Annotated in this window: 10 protein-coding genes; all 10 read right to left on the minus strand. The window is 74.4% G+C overall.

Features of this window, described 5'->3' with window-relative positions:
• Positions 1–66: 66 nt before the first annotated feature.
• The 10 genes from ASH01_RS09160 to ASH01_RS09205 are packed head-to-tail and all read right to left on the minus strand — an operon-like array spanning position 67 to position 16,379.
• The gene (locus tag ASH01_RS09160; protein ID WP_056774509.1) at positions 67–384 is read right to left on the minus strand and encodes a hypothetical protein; all 318 of its coding nucleotides are present in this window, start codon (positions 382–384) and stop codon (positions 67–69) included.
• Positions 381–5,495: a hypothetical protein gene (locus ASH01_RS09165; RefSeq protein ID WP_056774512.1), complete on the minus strand. Its 5,115-nt coding sequence runs from the start codon at positions 5,493–5,495 to the stop codon at positions 381–383. The genes ASH01_RS09160 and ASH01_RS09165 overlap by 4 nt, the downstream gene beginning before the upstream one ends.
• The gene (locus ASH01_RS09170; RefSeq protein WP_156415509.1) at positions 5,492–6,841 is read right to left on the minus strand and encodes an ATP-binding protein; all 1,350 of its coding nucleotides are present in this window, start codon (positions 6,839–6,841) and stop codon (positions 5,492–5,494) included. Before ASH01_RS09170 ends, ASH01_RS09165 begins: the two co-directional genes overlap by 4 nt.
• Positions 6,838–8,049: a contractile injection system tape measure protein gene (locus ASH01_RS09175; RefSeq protein ID WP_056774519.1), complete on the minus strand. Its 1,212-nt coding sequence runs from the start codon at positions 8,047–8,049 to the stop codon at positions 6,838–6,840. Before ASH01_RS09175 ends, ASH01_RS09170 begins: the two co-directional genes overlap by 4 nt.
• Entirely contained in the window at positions 8,046–10,268 is a 2,223-nt protein-coding gene (locus ASH01_RS23385; RefSeq protein ID WP_056774522.1) for a hypothetical protein, read from the minus strand. The genes ASH01_RS09175 and ASH01_RS23385 overlap by 4 nt, the downstream gene beginning before the upstream one ends.
• Positions 10,269–10,288: 20 nt before the next feature.
• Positions 10,289–11,215: a hypothetical protein gene (locus ASH01_RS09185; RefSeq protein ID WP_056774525.1), complete on the minus strand. Its 927-nt coding sequence runs from the start codon at positions 11,213–11,215 to the stop codon at positions 10,289–10,291.
• Positions 11,208–12,962 carry a hypothetical protein gene (locus ASH01_RS09190; RefSeq protein ID WP_056774528.1) on the minus strand — a complete coding sequence of 585 codons (1,755 nt, stop codon included), beginning with the start codon at positions 12,960–12,962 and terminating at the stop codon, positions 11,208–11,210. The genes ASH01_RS09185 and ASH01_RS09190 overlap by 8 nt, the downstream gene beginning before the upstream one ends.
• Complete coding sequence (locus ASH01_RS09195; RefSeq protein WP_056774531.1) at positions 12,959–15,676, minus strand: baseplate J/gp47 family protein; 2,718 nt, start codon at positions 15,674–15,676, stop codon at positions 12,959–12,961. Before ASH01_RS09195 ends, ASH01_RS09190 begins: the two co-directional genes overlap by 4 nt.
• Positions 15,673–16,107: a GPW/gp25 family protein gene (locus tag ASH01_RS09200; RefSeq protein ID WP_056774535.1), complete on the minus strand. Its 435-nt coding sequence runs from the start codon at positions 16,105–16,107 to the stop codon at positions 15,673–15,675. Before ASH01_RS09200 ends, ASH01_RS09195 begins: the two co-directional genes overlap by 4 nt.
• Complete coding sequence (locus ASH01_RS09205) at positions 16,104–16,379, minus strand: PAAR domain-containing protein (RefSeq protein ID WP_056774539.1); 276 nt, start codon at positions 16,377–16,379, stop codon at positions 16,104–16,106. The genes ASH01_RS09200 and ASH01_RS09205 overlap by 4 nt, the downstream gene beginning before the upstream one ends.
• Positions 16,380–16,398: the final 19 nt, after the last annotated feature.

Consider the following 16,398-nt stretch of genomic DNA (forward strand, 5'->3'; position numbering starts at 1 on the left):
CTCGGCCGGCTGCCCACGCGTGCGACCGGCGCCGGGGCGCAGCTTGCTGTGTCCTCGTGGCCGGGCTCAGCTGCGTGGCCGGTCGAGCCGCTCGCCGGCGTCGCGGAGCACCTGGGCGACACGCGTGCCGAACCGCTCCCCCGGGGTCGGCTCGGTCTCGACCTGCCGGCGCAGGGCGTCGGCCTCCGCCTGCGCCGCGGCCCTGACCTCGGGGTCCTCGGACTCGAGCCGGGCGGCGAGCGCCGCCACCTCGCGCACGGCGTCGCCGACCGCGGCCACCGCCGCAGCGGGTGACGCCGTCAGCTCCTCGGGTGTGCGCCCGGTGCGCTGGGCGACCCACCGCGTCCCGGGGCCGTATGCCGTGTCGTCGGGTTCGTCGCTCACCGGATCCCTGCCTTCGCTGCGAGGAAAGCCGCTCGGATCTCTTCCCACCGGGCCTGCTGTTCCGCCTGCACCTGCGCCACCGTCAGATCGGGCGCGAACACCCCGGACGGCATCGCATAGAAGACACCGATCGGTCTGGAGCGCAGCTCGCCCGGGATGGCGATGTTCGACCCGGTCCACATGATCGACGGAAGGTGGGCCAGCAGCGCGTCGACCCAGGCAGCCGGTTCCAGCCCGCGGTTCTGGCGGAAGAACGTGCGCAGGGCGCCGTGGAAGTCGCCGGTCCCAGTGGTGAGTCCGTCCTGCACGAGTCTGAACCGCTCGAGTGAGAGTGAGGCAACGTGCCCCTGCGCCCCGATCTGGGTGCCTTCCTCCACCGGACCGCCCTGGACGAGGATCGGGTCCCTCGTGATGCGCCACAGGATCCCGTTGGTTGGGCTGCGCAGGGACTCGAGGAGGGAGATCCATCCGAGCGCCTGCCTCAGATCCTGCCGGCTCGTCTCGACCGCGTGGTGGAGCACCTCGTAGCCGATCGAGACCGGGAGCCACTCGTGCTGGCCGGCCCGGACGTCGCGGATCTGGCCCGCCACCCAGGTCCGAGCCGTCTGGTCGCGCTCGAGCTCGGCGCGGAACTCGTCGTAGGACACGGCTCCCACGGTCAAACCCTGGACGAACGCGCGGAAGGCCTCGAGGGGACCCGCACTCGTCACCACTCCGTGGACGAGGACCGAGACAGGGTTGCTCGGCCACGGCTCGAACGATCCGTACCCCGTTCCACCGCTGGAGCTGTAGCGGATGCTCCGGACCTTGGTGAGCAGGTCGCTGTCACCCGTGCCGGTCAGGCGGCCAGTGCCGAGGGATCGCAGCTGCGAGGCGGTGCGTGACCCGAGCGAGGTGAGGAACCTACGACGGACCGGGTGGGGTGCCGACATGTTCTCGAAGGCGTAGGACCGGAACGCATCCGAGTCTGCGCCTCCGCGCCGGTCGACGCCGGCCTCGAAGAAGCTCAGCAGGGCGGCGTGGTTGGTGCCGGAGCCGAGCACTTCCGAGGGCTGGAGCGCATCCGCCGTGAAGTCGGCCGCACTCCAGACCGGCCCTTCGGCGCCCTCGATCGGCTTGGCCCTGGTCGGCTCGATGAACCGAGCCATCCAGCTCTGGACGACGAGCCCGGTCTGCTCGAGCCCCTTCACCGGGAGCGACGCCCGGATCTGGCCGATCTGCTGGGCTCGGTCGCCCTCGCCGAAGATCGTGAAGAGGCGATCCAGCGTCGACGCGATGGAGCGCTCACTCGACTCGAGGGCGTTGTCGTCCGGTGCGGCGGTCTGGTGCGTCGTGTCCCGGCTGGCGGCGTCGAACTGGCCGACGAGCCGGCTCGCCTCGGCGTCGGCCGTGGCCGCATCGCCGCGCAGGTTGATGATGAGGTTGCGGGCCTCGGAGCGAAGATCCGGGTCGGAGGGCTCGTCGGCGGCCAGCCTGCGGTTCCACTCGACGATGAGGTCCGGGATCGTCGTCGGGGTGGACGCCACCATCAGGTGCGCGCCCGAGCCGTTGCGTTCGAACCAGAGCCGGTGCGCCTCGTGGGCGGCGCTGAAGCGCACCGTCGTGCCGAGCTCGGTGTCGTCGTTGTGGCCGCCCTCGTCCGGGTTGCCGCCGATCCCCATGCGCGCCAACAGCGCCCGCCCGCGCTCGGCGAGGAAGCCGATGACCCGGTCCATCGCGGCATACACGACCGCCTGCATGCGGGTGATGACGTCGGCGATCTCGCCGGGCAGCCCACCGAGGTGGCAGAGGCCGGCGAGGAAGTCGATGACGGGCGGGATGAGCGAGGCGAGGGAGCGCTCGACGGCGGCGGCCAGGCCGCCGATGTTGCCGGCGATGACGTCGGCCATCCCGTTGACGATCGCCTCGACGAACCGGAAGATCCGCGCCGCGTTGCGGAAGATCCACGAGCACACCTGGTAGATGAGGTCGATGGCCTGGGCGATGGCGCCGACCGGGTTGAGCATCCCGATGACACGGACGACGACCTGCTGGATGAGCGTCTCGACGAGGTACTGCACCGCCGCGTCGAGGATCATGGTGACGATGTTCTCGGGGGTCAGCTGCTCCTTGACGAGCTCGACGAGCCCCTCGGGGCCGCGCTCGATGAGGACCGAGACGAGCTGCCAGGCGGCCTCGATGACGTCGACCGCCGTGGGCCCGATGTGCCGCACGAGGATCTCGCGGACGCGCGGCCACGTGACGCCCATGAGCTGGAGCGCGAAGGAGAAGAGCGAGCGCGCCGAGAAGTCGCGCGGCATCGGGATCGGGGTCTCGAGCCCGGAGAAGAGCCAGTCCCAGAAGCCGTGCAGCACGTGGGTGCCGAAGTGGTCGAAGAACTGCTCGAAGCCCTGCTTGACGCCGGCGACGAGGTTGTTGATGAAGATCTCGGGGTCGTCGGCGATGTCGGAGATGACCTGCTCGATGCGGGCGATCAATGCCCAGAAGGCTGCCGGCGGGATCCCGACGAGACGCAGCAGACCGTTGATGATGGCGCGGACCGGGTCGTCGATGAACTCCTCGATGGCCGCGACGACCCGACCGATGAGGCCGCCGGCCTCGTCCCGGCGGGCCTGTGCCTCGGCGTGCACCTCGTTGACCGCCTGGACGGCTCGCTGCGACACGTCACGCACGAAGCTCGTCTGGGCGTCGGTGACTCTTTGGCTGAGGCCGTCGAGCATGCCGGAGAACCGCGCCCGCTCCTGCGCCGCCCACTCGGGGAACTCCGCCTCCATGGCCCGGAAGGCCGTGTCGATGTCGTCGCGCGCGTGGTTGATGACGGCCTGCGCTGCGGCGACGACGCCGTTGACGTCGCTCGAGATGTCGGTGAGCAGGGTGCAGACGCCGTCGCCGAACTCGCGCTCGGCGCGGTTGTACTCGTCCGTCACCCAGTCGGGCAGGCCGCCGATGTAGTCGCCGACGGCGAGGATCGCGCCACCGACGCCGGAGTGCCGGTCGTCGATCCAGCGCTTGACCCGGTCGAGCGTGTCGTGGAAGTCCTGCGAGAGCCGGGCGAGGCCGGCGTCCCAGCGGGCGATCGCGGTGCGGCTCAGCGGCTCGAGCAGGGCGTTGACCTGCGTCTGCGCCTGGTCGTAGATGCCTTGGGCGCGGGCCGAGACCGACTCGCGGGTCTGCTCCTCGGAGGTGACCATGCCACCCTGCGCGCCACCGACGGCGCCGACGGTGCCGGACCGCGACGCCCGCATCGCAGCGACCGCCTGCTGCTGCAGCGCCGCCATGTCGCCCTGCGCGGTGTCGATGGCCTGCTGCTGCTCGGCCTGGATCTGCTGCGGCGTCCGCGCCGCAGCCTCCCCGAGCTCGCCCCGCGCCGCGCGCGCCTCGGCAAACGGTCCGTCCGGGATCTCCTGCGTGACCCGGGTGTCGATGCCCGCGTCGGCGATGCGCTGGTCGGTGGCGGCGACATCGGCGTCGAGTGAGGTGTTCTCCGGCGGGATCGGGTCAGGGGCGGCACCCGCGGCGTCGACGCCCATCCCCGGGGACGTCGGCGAGGGGGCGGCGATCGGGGTCGGGGTGAGCGCGGGCGTCCCCGCGGGAGGTGAGCCCATCGCGTCGTAGCTGCTGCCCACCTCCGCGGTCTGCGTCTCCACGGAACCCGTGATCGTGGCACCGGCCGCCTGGGCCTCGTGGGTGGGGTCGGTCTCGAGGAGCTGGTCCTCGTCCTCGGGCCGGTTCTCGCGGATCGCCGTCCGGATGCGCTCGCAGAGGGCAACGATCTCGGGGCTCGGAGCGGGCCGCTCGCCGAGCTCGGCGGCGAGCTCCTCCCGGGCGCGGGCCGCGGTCTCCGCAGCCGGCTCGGTGACGGCCCCGCGGGAGTCGGCGACGTTGGCGTCGGCCGTGGGCAGGTCGCGCGCCGCGCCGGCCGCGCTCCGCGCTCCCCCGGCCACAGACCCTCCGCGAGCCGTGGCCGCGGGGGTCAGGGTCGTGGGCGGCTCGGGCATGATCAGCTCGACCACCGCCGGGGCAGCCTCCCCCTCCGCCGTCGGCTCCCCCGCGCCACCGCCGGGTATGCCGTCCGCCGCGGTCCCTGCGTCGGCGCCCGCCGCACCCGCCCCGGCCACCGCCGCGGTGGCCTGCTCCGCGGTCTCACCGGTCGCGGGCGCCTCACCCGTGCGCGCGGCCGCCCCTTCGGCGACCGTGCTCGGCGAGGCGGGCTCCGGGACGGTGGCCGGCACCACGGTCGTGTCGGCCGGGGGTGCCGCCGGGGTGGGCGGGGCGGGTGGCACGAGGGGTGCGGACTCTCCGGTGACGGCGCCGAAGAGGCCGCCCAGCGCGGCCCTGATCGCGGCGTCGAGCACGGCGAGCATCTCGGGGCTGTCGACGCCGTAGACGCCGGGCGCGAGGAAGAGGTCGGCGTCGGTGACGAACGCGGGCGCGCCTGCGACGGGGGAGTCCAGGTGGACACGGATGCCGCTGACGTCGACGCCGAGCAGTCCCCGGTAGACCTCGGCCACGCGAGGCGTGAGTGGAAGTCCCGGCGGTGTGGCGTCGCCCGGCAGGTGGATCGTCGCCTGCGCACCGCTCCGGGGCGCGTCGACGCCCTCGGGCGCCGACCAGCCGGCCTCCGCCGGGAGGGGTCGCAGGTCGACGCCGAGCGTCGTCCCGCGGAGCGTCACGGCCGGGCCCGCCAGGGGCTGCTCGGGCGCCCAGCCCTCGACGCGCCAGGTCGCCTCACCGAGGTTCAGGCCCAGCAGCCCCACCCGCGCGCGCATCTCGACGCTGCCGTCGAGCGACCCGTCGGACCGGAAGCCTGCGTGCCCCGTCAGCTCGGTGAAGGGCCCCCGTCCGCTGAGCACCACCGCGCCACCGTCGACGCCCCACTCGGCCTGCACGGCCGACAGGCCGCCGGCGGTCGTGGCCGGGTCGAGCACGACGACGGCTGCCTCGGCGCCACCACCGGCAGGTCGCGGCACGGTCCCGAGCACGGGAGCGCCGTCCCCGGTCGGTGACCGCGGCGCCACGGCATCCCGCGGCGACCGCGTCGAACCGGCCCCGGCCCGCTCGGCGTCCGGGCCGGGACCCGGTCCCGCCCGGGTCGTGACCGGCGTGCTCACCGCGGCACCGTCCGCCCCGCCTTCTCGAACTGGCGACGGATGCCGTCGAGCAGGTGCGCGGTCGTGACGACCCGACCGTTCGACGCGGCGAGGTAGGCCGCATCGAGCGTCGCGTCTCGGATCTGCGCGCCGGTCAGGGGGAAGCGGCGCGCGAGGTCGCGCAGGTCGATCGCCGGATCCATCGGCAGCGACGCGGGGGCCACTGCGGCCCAGAGCCGCTCGCGCTCACCCGGCCCGGGCTCGGGGAACTCGACCATGACGTGGATGCGCCGCTGGAAGGCCGTGTCGATGTTGGCGAGCAGGTTGGAGGTGAGGACGACGATGCCGGGGTGCTGCTCGACCCGGGACAGCAGGTAGGACACCTCCTGGTTGGCGTAGCGGTCGTGTGCGTCGCCGACCTCGGTGCGCGCCCCGAAGACGGCGTCCGCCTCGTCGAAGACGAGGACGCACCGCTCGCGCGCCGCCCGCTCGAAGACCTTGGCGAGGGCCTTCTCCGTCTCCCCGATGTACTTCGACACGAGCGCCGAGAGGTCGACGAGGTATGCCGGGAGGCCGGCCGACGCTGCCAGCGCCGCGGCCGTCATCGTCTTCCCGGTGCCCGGCGGCCCGTGGAAGAGGGCGATGAGACCGCTGGCATTGTCGTGGTGGGCGCCGAAGCCCCAGTCGTCGACGACGGTGTCACGCTGGGTGATCCGGGCCGCGAGGTCGTCGACGCGAGTGCGAGCGGCGGCGGGCAGGACGACGTCGGCCAGCGTGTGGACGGTCGTGAGCGGGCGCGCCGGGAAGTCCGACGACGCGACGGGCACCTCGGCGGGGAGGCCGAGCAGCCAGGCCACGAGCGACGGGTCGGGACGCAGCGCCCCGGACAGGTCGCCGGGCGGGTCGAGGGACAGCAGCCCCTGCGCGCGCAGCCGGCCCTGCGACGAGAGCAGGACGGTGGCGTCGAGCCGCCCGCGGAACGACCGGGCGACGAGGGTGCGGGCCACCTCGCCGGTCAGGCCGACGACGGACGGGCGATCCGTGAGGGCGCCGTAGCGCACGGCGAAGCGCTCGTCGGCGTGAGGTGCGACCGCGGCCACGAGGATGACCGCCTCGGCGGCGGACAGTCCGGTGAGCGTGACGAGCTCGGCGAGCGGACCCACTCCGGCGAAGCGGTCGAGCGACGGCAGGCCCTCACCGTCGCCCTCGAGGCCGAGCGGTCGCCCGGCGGGGCCACCCCGCCGCTCCTCGATGCGCACGGCCACGAGCGCGTCGAGGATCTCGAAGGCCGCCCGCAGCTCGGCGACCTCCGGCGACGCGCCCGCGGACCGGGAGGTCCCGGACAGCGGCTCGGGCCCGGCTCTCACCGGAACCTCACGGTGACCGGCGGGGACCACGGCAGCTTGAGCAGGCCGACCGGGAAGGGCAGGCGCGGCAGGAGCACGTCGAGCGGGTGGGTCGCGGCGGTGAGCAGCACCGGGTCGCGGTCGGTGTCGAGCAGTCCGGCGCGCACGATCCAGGACGCCCGCACGAAGGGCTCGCTCGACCGCTCGAAGCCCGGCAGCAGCCCCGCGAAGCCGGCGAGCACGCCGTCCGCGGACTCGGCGATCTCGCGGGCTCCGCTGAGCGGCATACGTGCTCGGGGCTCGACGCCGACGCCGGGTGCCCGCCCGGCGAGGAGGCGGACGAGCGGGTCGTCGGCGAGCGTCGGGTCGTCGGGATCGACGACGGCGGCGAGCGCCAGCTCGCGCACGTCGACCGGGTCGAGCCGGGGATGCAGCGCCTCGGCACGACGGCAGTGGTCGGCGAGCCACGGGTAGAGCAGCACGAGGCCGGCCGCCCGGGTCAGGTCGGCGAGCACGACAGGCGCACCGCCCTCGGGCGCGACCTGGGCGACGGCCGCGAGCCAGGCGAGCACCTCGGCCTCACGGACGGGGCGCGGCGTCGTCGCGGGCGCCACGGCCACCGGCGTCGGTGCGTCGCCGGTCGACGCGTCGTCCGGCGCAGGTGCGTCAGGCGGCTGGGCCGGGTCCGACAGGGACCGTGACGGCGTCGTGTCCGCCGCGGCTGCAGGGCCTGAACGTGCCTGCGGCGCAAGGGCCCTCTCGATCGTGGCGACCAGGGCTCTCCACTCAGCGTCGCCGAGCCGCGGGCGGGCCGACGCCGCCACCTGGGGGTCGGCGAGGGCGAGCACGGCGGAGGGAAGCGCTGCGGGACGCGGACCGGCCGTTGCCGTCCAGAGCCGCGCCGCGGTGGCGACGTCGACCGGCGACGGCCAGGAGCCCGGCCCCCGGGACGCGTCCGCATCGCCACCCGGCGCGACGACGTCGCGACGCCCGCCTCCGTCGGCGAGCAGCTGCGTGCGGATCGCCTCGGCCCACAACACCGCGAGCGTCTCGTCGTCGTAGTCGTCGACGGACAGGTCGAGCGTCACGGCCACGTGCTCGAGACGGACGTCGCCGACGTCGGCCAGGGCCCGGTCCAGGGCCGCAGGCAGCGTCGTGGCCGCGACGCGCGCGAGTCGTGGCGCGCCCGGCCCGCGCAGGCGCAGCACGTCGACGGCCACGTCGGTCACGGCACCAGGCCCCCGAGGTCACGCAGCTGCGCGTCGAGCTGCCGACCGACGTCCTTCGGGACGCCCGCGGCCTTGACGAGGGTCCGGAGCGTGCCGAGGACCTCGAGCGTCGCCGCCGTCAGGGCGGCGGGTTCGAGCGTCTCGACCGCCTCCTCTGGCGTGTCCGGTGGCGCCACCGCCTGCGCGAGCGCGGCGTGGGCGCGGTCGGCCGCGGCGGCATACCTGCTGAAGCTGCGGTTGCGCGGGTTGGGCAGCGACCGCAGCGCGTCCACGGTCGTGCGCGCGAAGTCGGCGACCCCTTGGGCCAGCTCGCGGTCGACCTGCCCGGACGGCTTGACGACGACGCCGCCGATCCCGCCGATCCCGCCGATCCCACCGATCCCACCGACGCCCGGACCGCTGATCACTCCCCCGCCGCCGGGGCCGCCGATGACGCCGCCGCCGACGTGCGTGCCGATGTTCGGGTCGATGGCGATGACGCCGCCGCCACCGACCTTCGGGTCGAGCTTGATGCCGTCGCCGAACTTCGAGATGACCTCGACCTTGCCGGCGAGGACGTCGATCTGGTTCTGCACCGTGTCGATCCGCTTGATGCCGGACTCGAGGTCGCCGAGGCGGTTCGTGATGGTCACCGCGTCGAAGCTGCCGCGGAACGACGTGAAGTCGGTCTGGAGCGTCGAGATCGAGCCGCCGAGCCCGGCGACCGACTGGTCGAGCTGGCCGAGGCGGGTCTCGAAACCGGTCGACAGGCCGCGCAGCTCGGTCGCCGCCGCCATCGCCTCGGTCGCGGCGCCCACGGCCGCCGGCAGCGCCGACCCCACGGTCCGGACGTTCTGCACCGTCGGGACGCGGCCCGTCGAGACGACGACGCCGTTCGCGTCGGTGCCGAGCACGACGGAGTCCGAGGCCGCGAAGCCACCGGCGGGCGCGTAGCCGTCGAGGGTCATGACGTCCCCGGCCGACATGACGCGGACATCGGCGATGGCTCCCTGCCCCGTGATGAAGCCGCCGAGCACCGTCCTGACGTCGTTCGCGTCGTGGCCGAGGAAGTCGGTGAGCGGGAACTCCTGCTCGCCGAGCACGTCGATGGGCTGCCGCTCGTAGACGACGTCGGGCCGCTCCCACGTCTTGATCGGCGGGTTCCAGACCGGCTCGCGCGGGTCGAAGACCCACGTGTGCCGCCACTTGTCGGGAATCTCCTTGGGCGGGAAGACGATCTTGACGCACCGGTCGCCGACGCGGATGGAGCCGACGGGGCAGGCGATGGGCGGCTTGGGATCGCCGACCGGTGCCGGGTCGGGCGGCGCGTAGCCGGCGAGGAGCGCCTCGACCTCGTCGCGGAAGGCACCCGCCGGGTCGGTGCACGACCCGCCGAGGAAGGCCTCGGTGAACCCCCGCGGCGGCTCCCACGCGTGCCGGTAGGCGCAGTCGAAGACCCACACGCCCGCCACCTGGTGCACCGAGCCGAGGACGACACCCGGTCGCGTCGTGTCGCGGTCCCACGTGAGGGCCAGCAGGGCGCGGACCCGCAGCAGGTCGAGGGTCGCGAAGAGCACCATGTTGAGCCAGCCGCACTTGTAGCCCCGGATGCCTGCCGTGTCCGTGCTCGCGATCGACGTGGCCTGGAGCCTGGCGATGAGGGTGGGGTCGACGAGGGGCGAGGTGCCGTTCGTCAGCCGGGCGGCGATGGCGTTGCGCAGGGTCGGGTAGGAGTTGATCGGCGACGAGTCGAGCGCGAGCCGGATCGGCTCGACGCTGAGCAGCGGCTCGGCCGCGAAGTCCATCCGCGTGCCGGTCACCCGACCGGCGACGACACGCAGCGCGACCCCACGCGTGTGCAGCTCGGCGTGCCCGGCGCAGCCCGACTCGCCGCAGTCCGGGGTGGGCTCGATCGCGTCGGTGGACTCGAGGACGACGCTGAACCCTTCGGCCGTGGCATCGACGAAGTCATAGGTCACCGACTCGGCGACGGGCGGCAGGGGCAGCGTCTGCTCCACCCCGAGGAGCAGCGGCTCACCGCGCTGGTCGATCGCGAGCCCGGGCCCGACCGCCAAGGTCGTCGGCGTCGAGACCGTGCCCCCGAGCCCGGCGTTGACGCCGAAGCCGACCAGGCGCCCGACGAGGCGGTCGCGCTGGTGGAGGAAGTCCCTGAGGTCGTTGAGCTCGGCCTCGGTGAGGGTCTGGCCGTCCACGAAGACGGGGTACTGGTTGTCTGCCATCGCTGGTTTCCCTTCGGGACTCACGTCGTCGAATCGGTCGGCAGGAGGCCGACGCCGAGGCGGTCGATGCCTCGCCCGGCGTCGATGCACGCGTAGAGGTGGATGCCGCTCGCGTGGCTCACGACCGACACGACGGAGCACAGGAGCGCGTTGAGGTCGGCCTGCTGCTGCTGGACGGCGATGGCGTATGCCGTCACCTCGTCCGCCGTGGGCGTGGCCGGGAGCGTCGGCGGGGACGCGAGCACCGCGAGGTCGGTGAAGACCGCAGGGTCGGTGAAGCAGACACGCAGGTCGACGTGCGCGGGGGCGTAGCGCCGCACGAAGTCGACCGCCTCCTCGCGCCGCTCCCAGTCGACGAAGCCCTTCGCCGTCGACGGGTCACCGGTGCTCGGCACGGGCACGCTCGTCGGGACGAAGAGGGTCGCGGTCCAGGGCTCGGCGGTGAGGCCGGCGCCCGGTGCCTTGAAGTGCTCGAGCAGGTAGGGCCGGCCGGCCGCGGGAAGGTCGAACCACAGGCAGAACCAGCTGAGGAAGCCACGCGGCGTGCCGCGGCGGCGCCACAGCCTCGTGCAGCGGGCGAGGAGCTCGCGGCGCTGCTGGAGGCCACGCTCCGTGCCCGGCCAGCTCGTCGGGAAGGTGACGCTCGCCCACCGCGCGACCTCGTCGTAGGTCTCGAGGTGGTGCGCGACGAGGGCCTCGGCCCCTGCGTCGAGGGGCAGGTCGGCGGGCCAGCGCAGCGTCGCGTCGGGCCCGAGGGCCGTGAGCAGGTCCTCGAGGTGCTCGACGACCGCATGGCTCAGCTCGTCGGCGAGGCCGAGGTAGGCGTCGACCTGGGCGAACGAGGCCTCGTCCTCCTGGTAGACGGCGGGCAGTTGAGACGCGAGACGGGTGTGGTCGGGCCCGCGCGCGGGTGCGGTGCTGGGGCCCGCCGGCCACGGGCTACGCATCGCCGCACCGGCTCGTCAGCGAGAAGCGCACCCGGATGCAGCGGGCGTCGGCGAGCCGGGGCACCGCGTTGCGCGGGATCGGCAGGTAGCCGTAACTCGCCGCGAGGAAGTCGGGCTCTCCGTCGACCTTCATGGCGAGGTCCTCGACGCCGCGGACGAGCGGGTTGCCGACGATCGCCTCGACGACCTCGGTGAAGCGCACCGGCTCCCCCGGCACCCAGCCGAGGGTGGGCTGGTCGTGGCGGGGCCAGGGGCCGTCGACGACCGGCGCCGGGGTGGGGGCGAACGTCTCCGGTCGACCGCGCTCGAGGAAGGCGGCGATCCGGGCCCGGGCGTCGTCGACGACGGCCTCGCGGTTGGCGCCGACCTCGGTGACGAGAGTCGCCTGGACGAGGACGGGTGCCCGGTCGAGGAGGCTCGCGCCCACCTCGTCGCAGACGACGCGTCGCGGCTCGAGGTCGTCGACGTCGTCGCGCCAGTCGGGGAAGGGTGCGCCCGCCTCGGGTCCGATGGCCGTCGTGAGGACGTCGCGCAGCAAGGCGTCACGGCGCGCGGGCGTGGTGGGCTCGGTGCGGCTCTCGACGACGAGCGTCAGCGCGGCGGCGTGCTCGTCGACGGCGACGGACGCGATGGCGCCGGTGGGCAGCCCGTTCCACGCGATGCCGGGCAAACGGCCCTTGACCGTCCAGGCACGCACGACGTCCGGGTGGGCCCGCGCCCGCCGGGCGTAGTCGTCGGCGGTCACCGGCTCGCACGTCAGGGCCTGCACCGGGTGCGGTGGCCAGACGAGCGAGCGGCCCTGCTCGTCCTCGAGGTCCTCGGGGAGCAGGCCCGCCGCCTGCGGGGCGGCCGCGACGGCATACGTCACCTCGTCGGCGTCGAGTCCCGCGAGGGTGAGGGCGGAGCGCGTCGCCGCGAGGGTGTCGGCCGTCGTCGCGCGGACGAGGTCGAGGCCGTCGGTGAGGACCTCGCGCGACCGTCTCCGCCGCTCACGGCGCACGAGGGCGACGACCTCCTCGTCCCACAGCGGCAGGGACCAGGCGAGCTCAGCGGACGCCGCGGCATCGATGGCCGGGACGTCGACTGGCGCGTCGGGGTCGGCGCGCCGCGGGGCGGCAGCGACCGCGGCGGCCTGCGCGGCCGTCACGGCGGACGCGACGACGCCGGCCTGCTCCTGCGCGACCTGGCGCACGAGCCGGGCGCGCATCAGCGCCACCATCGCCGGACGGTCGGCGGCCCGGACGGCGCTCGCCCACGGCTCGGCCGACAGCAGGGCGACCGCGTCGGCTCGCGACCGGCACGCACGGACGAGAGGTTCGAGCACCGTCGCGGAGGTCGCCGGTGCGGCGAGGACGTCGGCCAGGGCCGACAGCGGCGCGAGGTCGGTGGCGGCGAGCGCCGGGTCGGAGGGGTCGGCCTCGGGGTCCCATCGTCCGGCGGGGAGCGTTGCGTCCCAGTGCCGCCCGGCGTCGGCGTCCCAGGCGCGCACCTCGAGCGGCCAGTCGTCGAGGCGGTGCGCGGCGGTCCGGTAGTGCAGGTCGGCGAGCCCGTAGGCGAGGACCTCGAGCAGGGTGATGCCGGGGTCGGCCGCGTTGTGGTCGGTCCACTCGGGCGTCGCCGTCGCGGTGAGGTGGTCGACCATCCGGGCCCGCACGGTCTCCCAGTCCGCGTCGGGAGCGACGGGCACGAAGCGCGTGATCGGCGTGGTCTGCCGGGTGGACGGCCCGGTGCCCGCTCTGGGACTCACAGTTGCTCCTCGCACGAGAGGTGGTGGTCGCCGGACGAGCAGTAGAGCCCGCGGCACGGGTCGACGGTGACGACCTCGACAGGTCCGCCCGAGCCGTCGTGCAGGGCGAAGTCGAGGACGACGTCGACGTCGGGCTGCCGTTCGAGGACGGCGATGAGGGTAGAGGCGTAGAGGTCGCGGCCCCAGCGGACGGGCACGGTTCCCGTCGGGTGCAGCACCCGCTCGAGGGCCGCGGTGATCGCCTGGGTGCCCGTGAGCGCCGCCACGCCCGCGCGCAGCCGGATCGACGCGACGACGGTGACGGGACGGTAGTCAGGGCAGAGCACGTGGAGCATGGCGCCGATCGGCGCGCGGGGCTGCACGAGGCCCACGACCCGGCCCGCGAGGCTCACGGACGGCCGGGGCGCGACGTCGAGCGGACGGTCCGGCACGACGACGAGGCCGACGTGGCCGGGCGCGCGCAGCCCGTCGCTGCCGGTGTGCGGCAGGCACAGCACGGCGGCCACCTCGGGGAGCGCGAGCGCGACGTGCTGCTCGAGGTCCCACGGGGTCAGGGCCCGGTCGCGGTGGCGCACCCGCGCCGAGGCACGCGCGAGGTAGTCGGCGTCCGTCTCGGGCGCACGGCCGCGCACGGACGCGAGGTTGGTGACCTTCTTGACGCCGGGGACCGGCGCGAGCGTGCCCTTGATCGCGCCCACCGGGAGGGCTTCCGCCGAGCTGGGGTCGAGGCCGGGATCGGCCGCCCGGGAGACGAACTCGGCCACGACGGCGTCGACGACCACGGCGAGCAGCACGCCCAGACGTTCCGGCTGGTCGGTCTCGATCCGCACCCAGCGACCGGTGTCGGCCGACAGGTCGTCGCAGCCGACGGCCCACGTGCGCGGGGCGACGAAGCGGAGCAGACCCGCCTCGCGGAGCTCGTGCGAGCCGTCGGCGACCGCGAGCGGCGCCCACGTCGTGCCGTCCCAGAACTGCCAGGAGGCCACGACCGTGTCGGAGCTGCCGCACGGCGAGGCGGAGTCGACGTCGAGGTAGAGCGAGACGCTCGACCCGAGGGCGGCGTCGGGCAGCTCGAGCCCGATGGCGACCATGGCCGTCGCGCCGAGGTCGGACACGACGAGCCGGAACGGCGTGAAGCGACCGGCTGCCCCGCCGACGCGGCCCTGACGCCGCCAGCCACTGCTCGACTCGACGAGCGTGGCCTCGACGGGAGTCGTCGTGTAGCGCACCGTCACGGCCGACGCGATCGGCGGCACCGGCACGGGCGGCATCGTGGGCTTCGGACCCGTGCCCGCCACGGCCCGGGTCGCGAAGTCGGCGACCTTGGCCTGGTAGTCGGTCCAGCCGAAGTCGCCCTGCGCGAGGAAGGCCCGGAGGTAGTTCCCGGGCTGGCCGGCGACCGCGAAGGTCTCGGACGCCACGGCCGACCCGCTCACCGTCGCCGACAGCGTGCCGAAGCTCGACGACGCGGAGCCGACCGGCTTCCACGCGCCGTCCTCGCGGCGCTGCCACACGACCGACGGGGTCGTCGCCGTCGAGACGGAGCCGTAGATCGACGTCCACTGCGTCTCGACCGAGGCGTACTGCGACCCGAGCGCGTTCTTGATGCTGATCAGCTGGGTCTTGAGGTTCTCCGCGAGCCACACGGGGATGCCCGTGCCACCCGCCGACGACGAGAGCGGCGCCCCGCCCTCCTGCATGACCTGCACCGCGACCTCGACGGTCGCGAGCGCCTTGCCGAACGCCTCGTCCGAGCGCACGTAGAACGCGTCGCCGCGCTTCGCGACGGCCCCGAACGGCTGGAACTCCTTGGTGACGTCGACCGCGCCGTCGTTGTAGAAGGCCGCCTCGGGGACGTATGCCGTCCGGTCCGTCACGCGGACCGTGACGCCGGTGAACGAGAAGCCCACGGGCACTGCCGCCCCCGACGTGACGACGCCTTCGATCCACGGGGTCTCGCCGTCGGGCGCACCGCAGTCACCGGTCAGCGTGACCGTGACGGTTGACCCGGACACGGTGCCGCCCGTCGTCCCGCTCGTCGTGCCGTCGGCCCGCGACCAGCGCCACACGAGCGCAGACAGGCCCTCGGCGCCGGCCGCTCCCGTGAAGGCCACCTCGGCGGTCAGGTCACCGCCCTCGAAGGACAGCGCCGGCGAGTGGATCCGCAGGGAGTGCGTGGCCTCCGGTCCGGCCGAGGGTCGCAGCGGGAAGTCCGGGGCCGCCGCCGCGACCCCGTGCGCGCGCACGGGGTCGCCGGGCGCGAAGGACCGCACCCCGGTGAGGGCCGCGCCGTGCGCCGTCAGGGCGTCGAGGGTGACGTAGCGGCGCTCGTTGCCGAAGGCATCCTTGCCGCCGCGCAGCGGCGTGCCCGGGGGCAGCACCGCAGGCGCCGCCTTGGGGTCGACGGTCGCGTGCGCGATGACGCGGTCGGGCAGCGCGGGGAGCCGGCCGATGCCGAGCAGGTCCTCGAGCCACGTCCGGCGGGTGCGTTCCGGCAACGTCGCGAGGTGCTCGTCGAGGGCGGCGTACTCGGCGGCGACGGCAGCGAGCAGCTCGCGGTCGGGGGCACCTGCCGGCGCGGGCGCCGTCACGCCGTCGGCGTCGGTCGCGAAGAGCACGTCGGCCCAGGTCCCGGCGGTGTCGTAGGGCGTCAGGCGCGCCGCGGCGGCCATCGCAGCGGCGACCTGCTCGGGGGTGCGCCCTCCAGCGGTCATGACGCACCGGCCAGGTAGAAGGGCACGACGAGACTCGTCGGCCGCCGGTGCCGGTCGATCCGGAACTCGATGGTGACGTCGACCCGGTCATCGGCCTCGCCGGCCGGCACCGCCTCGACGGCGTCCACGATGACCCGCGGCTCGCCGAGGACGAGGGCCCGGCGGACGTCGTCGGCGAGCCGGTGGCAGGCCTCCGACGTGCGCGGCTCGAAGACGTAGCGGTCGACGCCGGCGCCGAGGTCAGGTCGCATGACGCGGCTGCCGATCATCGTCCGAAGCAGCAGGACGAGCGCCTCGGCGACGTGCGCGGCGCCGTCGTTCGTCACGAGCTCGACGGGCCCGGCTGCACCGGTGGCGTCGACGCCGGAGCGCTCCCAGCGCGGTGGGAACGCCCAGCCGCTGCCGACCTGCGGGTAGTCCGTGGTGCTCATCCGATCACCACCGTCGGGCTGCCCACGACGACGGACGCGCCGCAGCCGCAGGCGTCACCGGCGCGCAGCGCGGGTCGGCCCTGCACGAGGACCGTCGCGGAGCCGGCGACGAACGGACTGACCGGGATGTGCGACGGCGGCGGGATGACGCAGGCGTGCATGTCGCCGACGACGGCGGCAGGCATCCCGGCGATGAGCACGGTGGCGACGCCCGGTCCGACGACCGTGCCCCCGTGCGCGGTGGTGTCACCGACGCGTGCTGCCCCCGGCATGTCTCCTCCTCCTTGGCTG

The sequence above is a fragment of the Terrabacter sp. Soil811 genome (assembly GCF_001429655.1).
GTDB lineage: Bacteria > Actinomycetota > Actinomycetes > Actinomycetales > Dermatophilaceae > Terrabacter.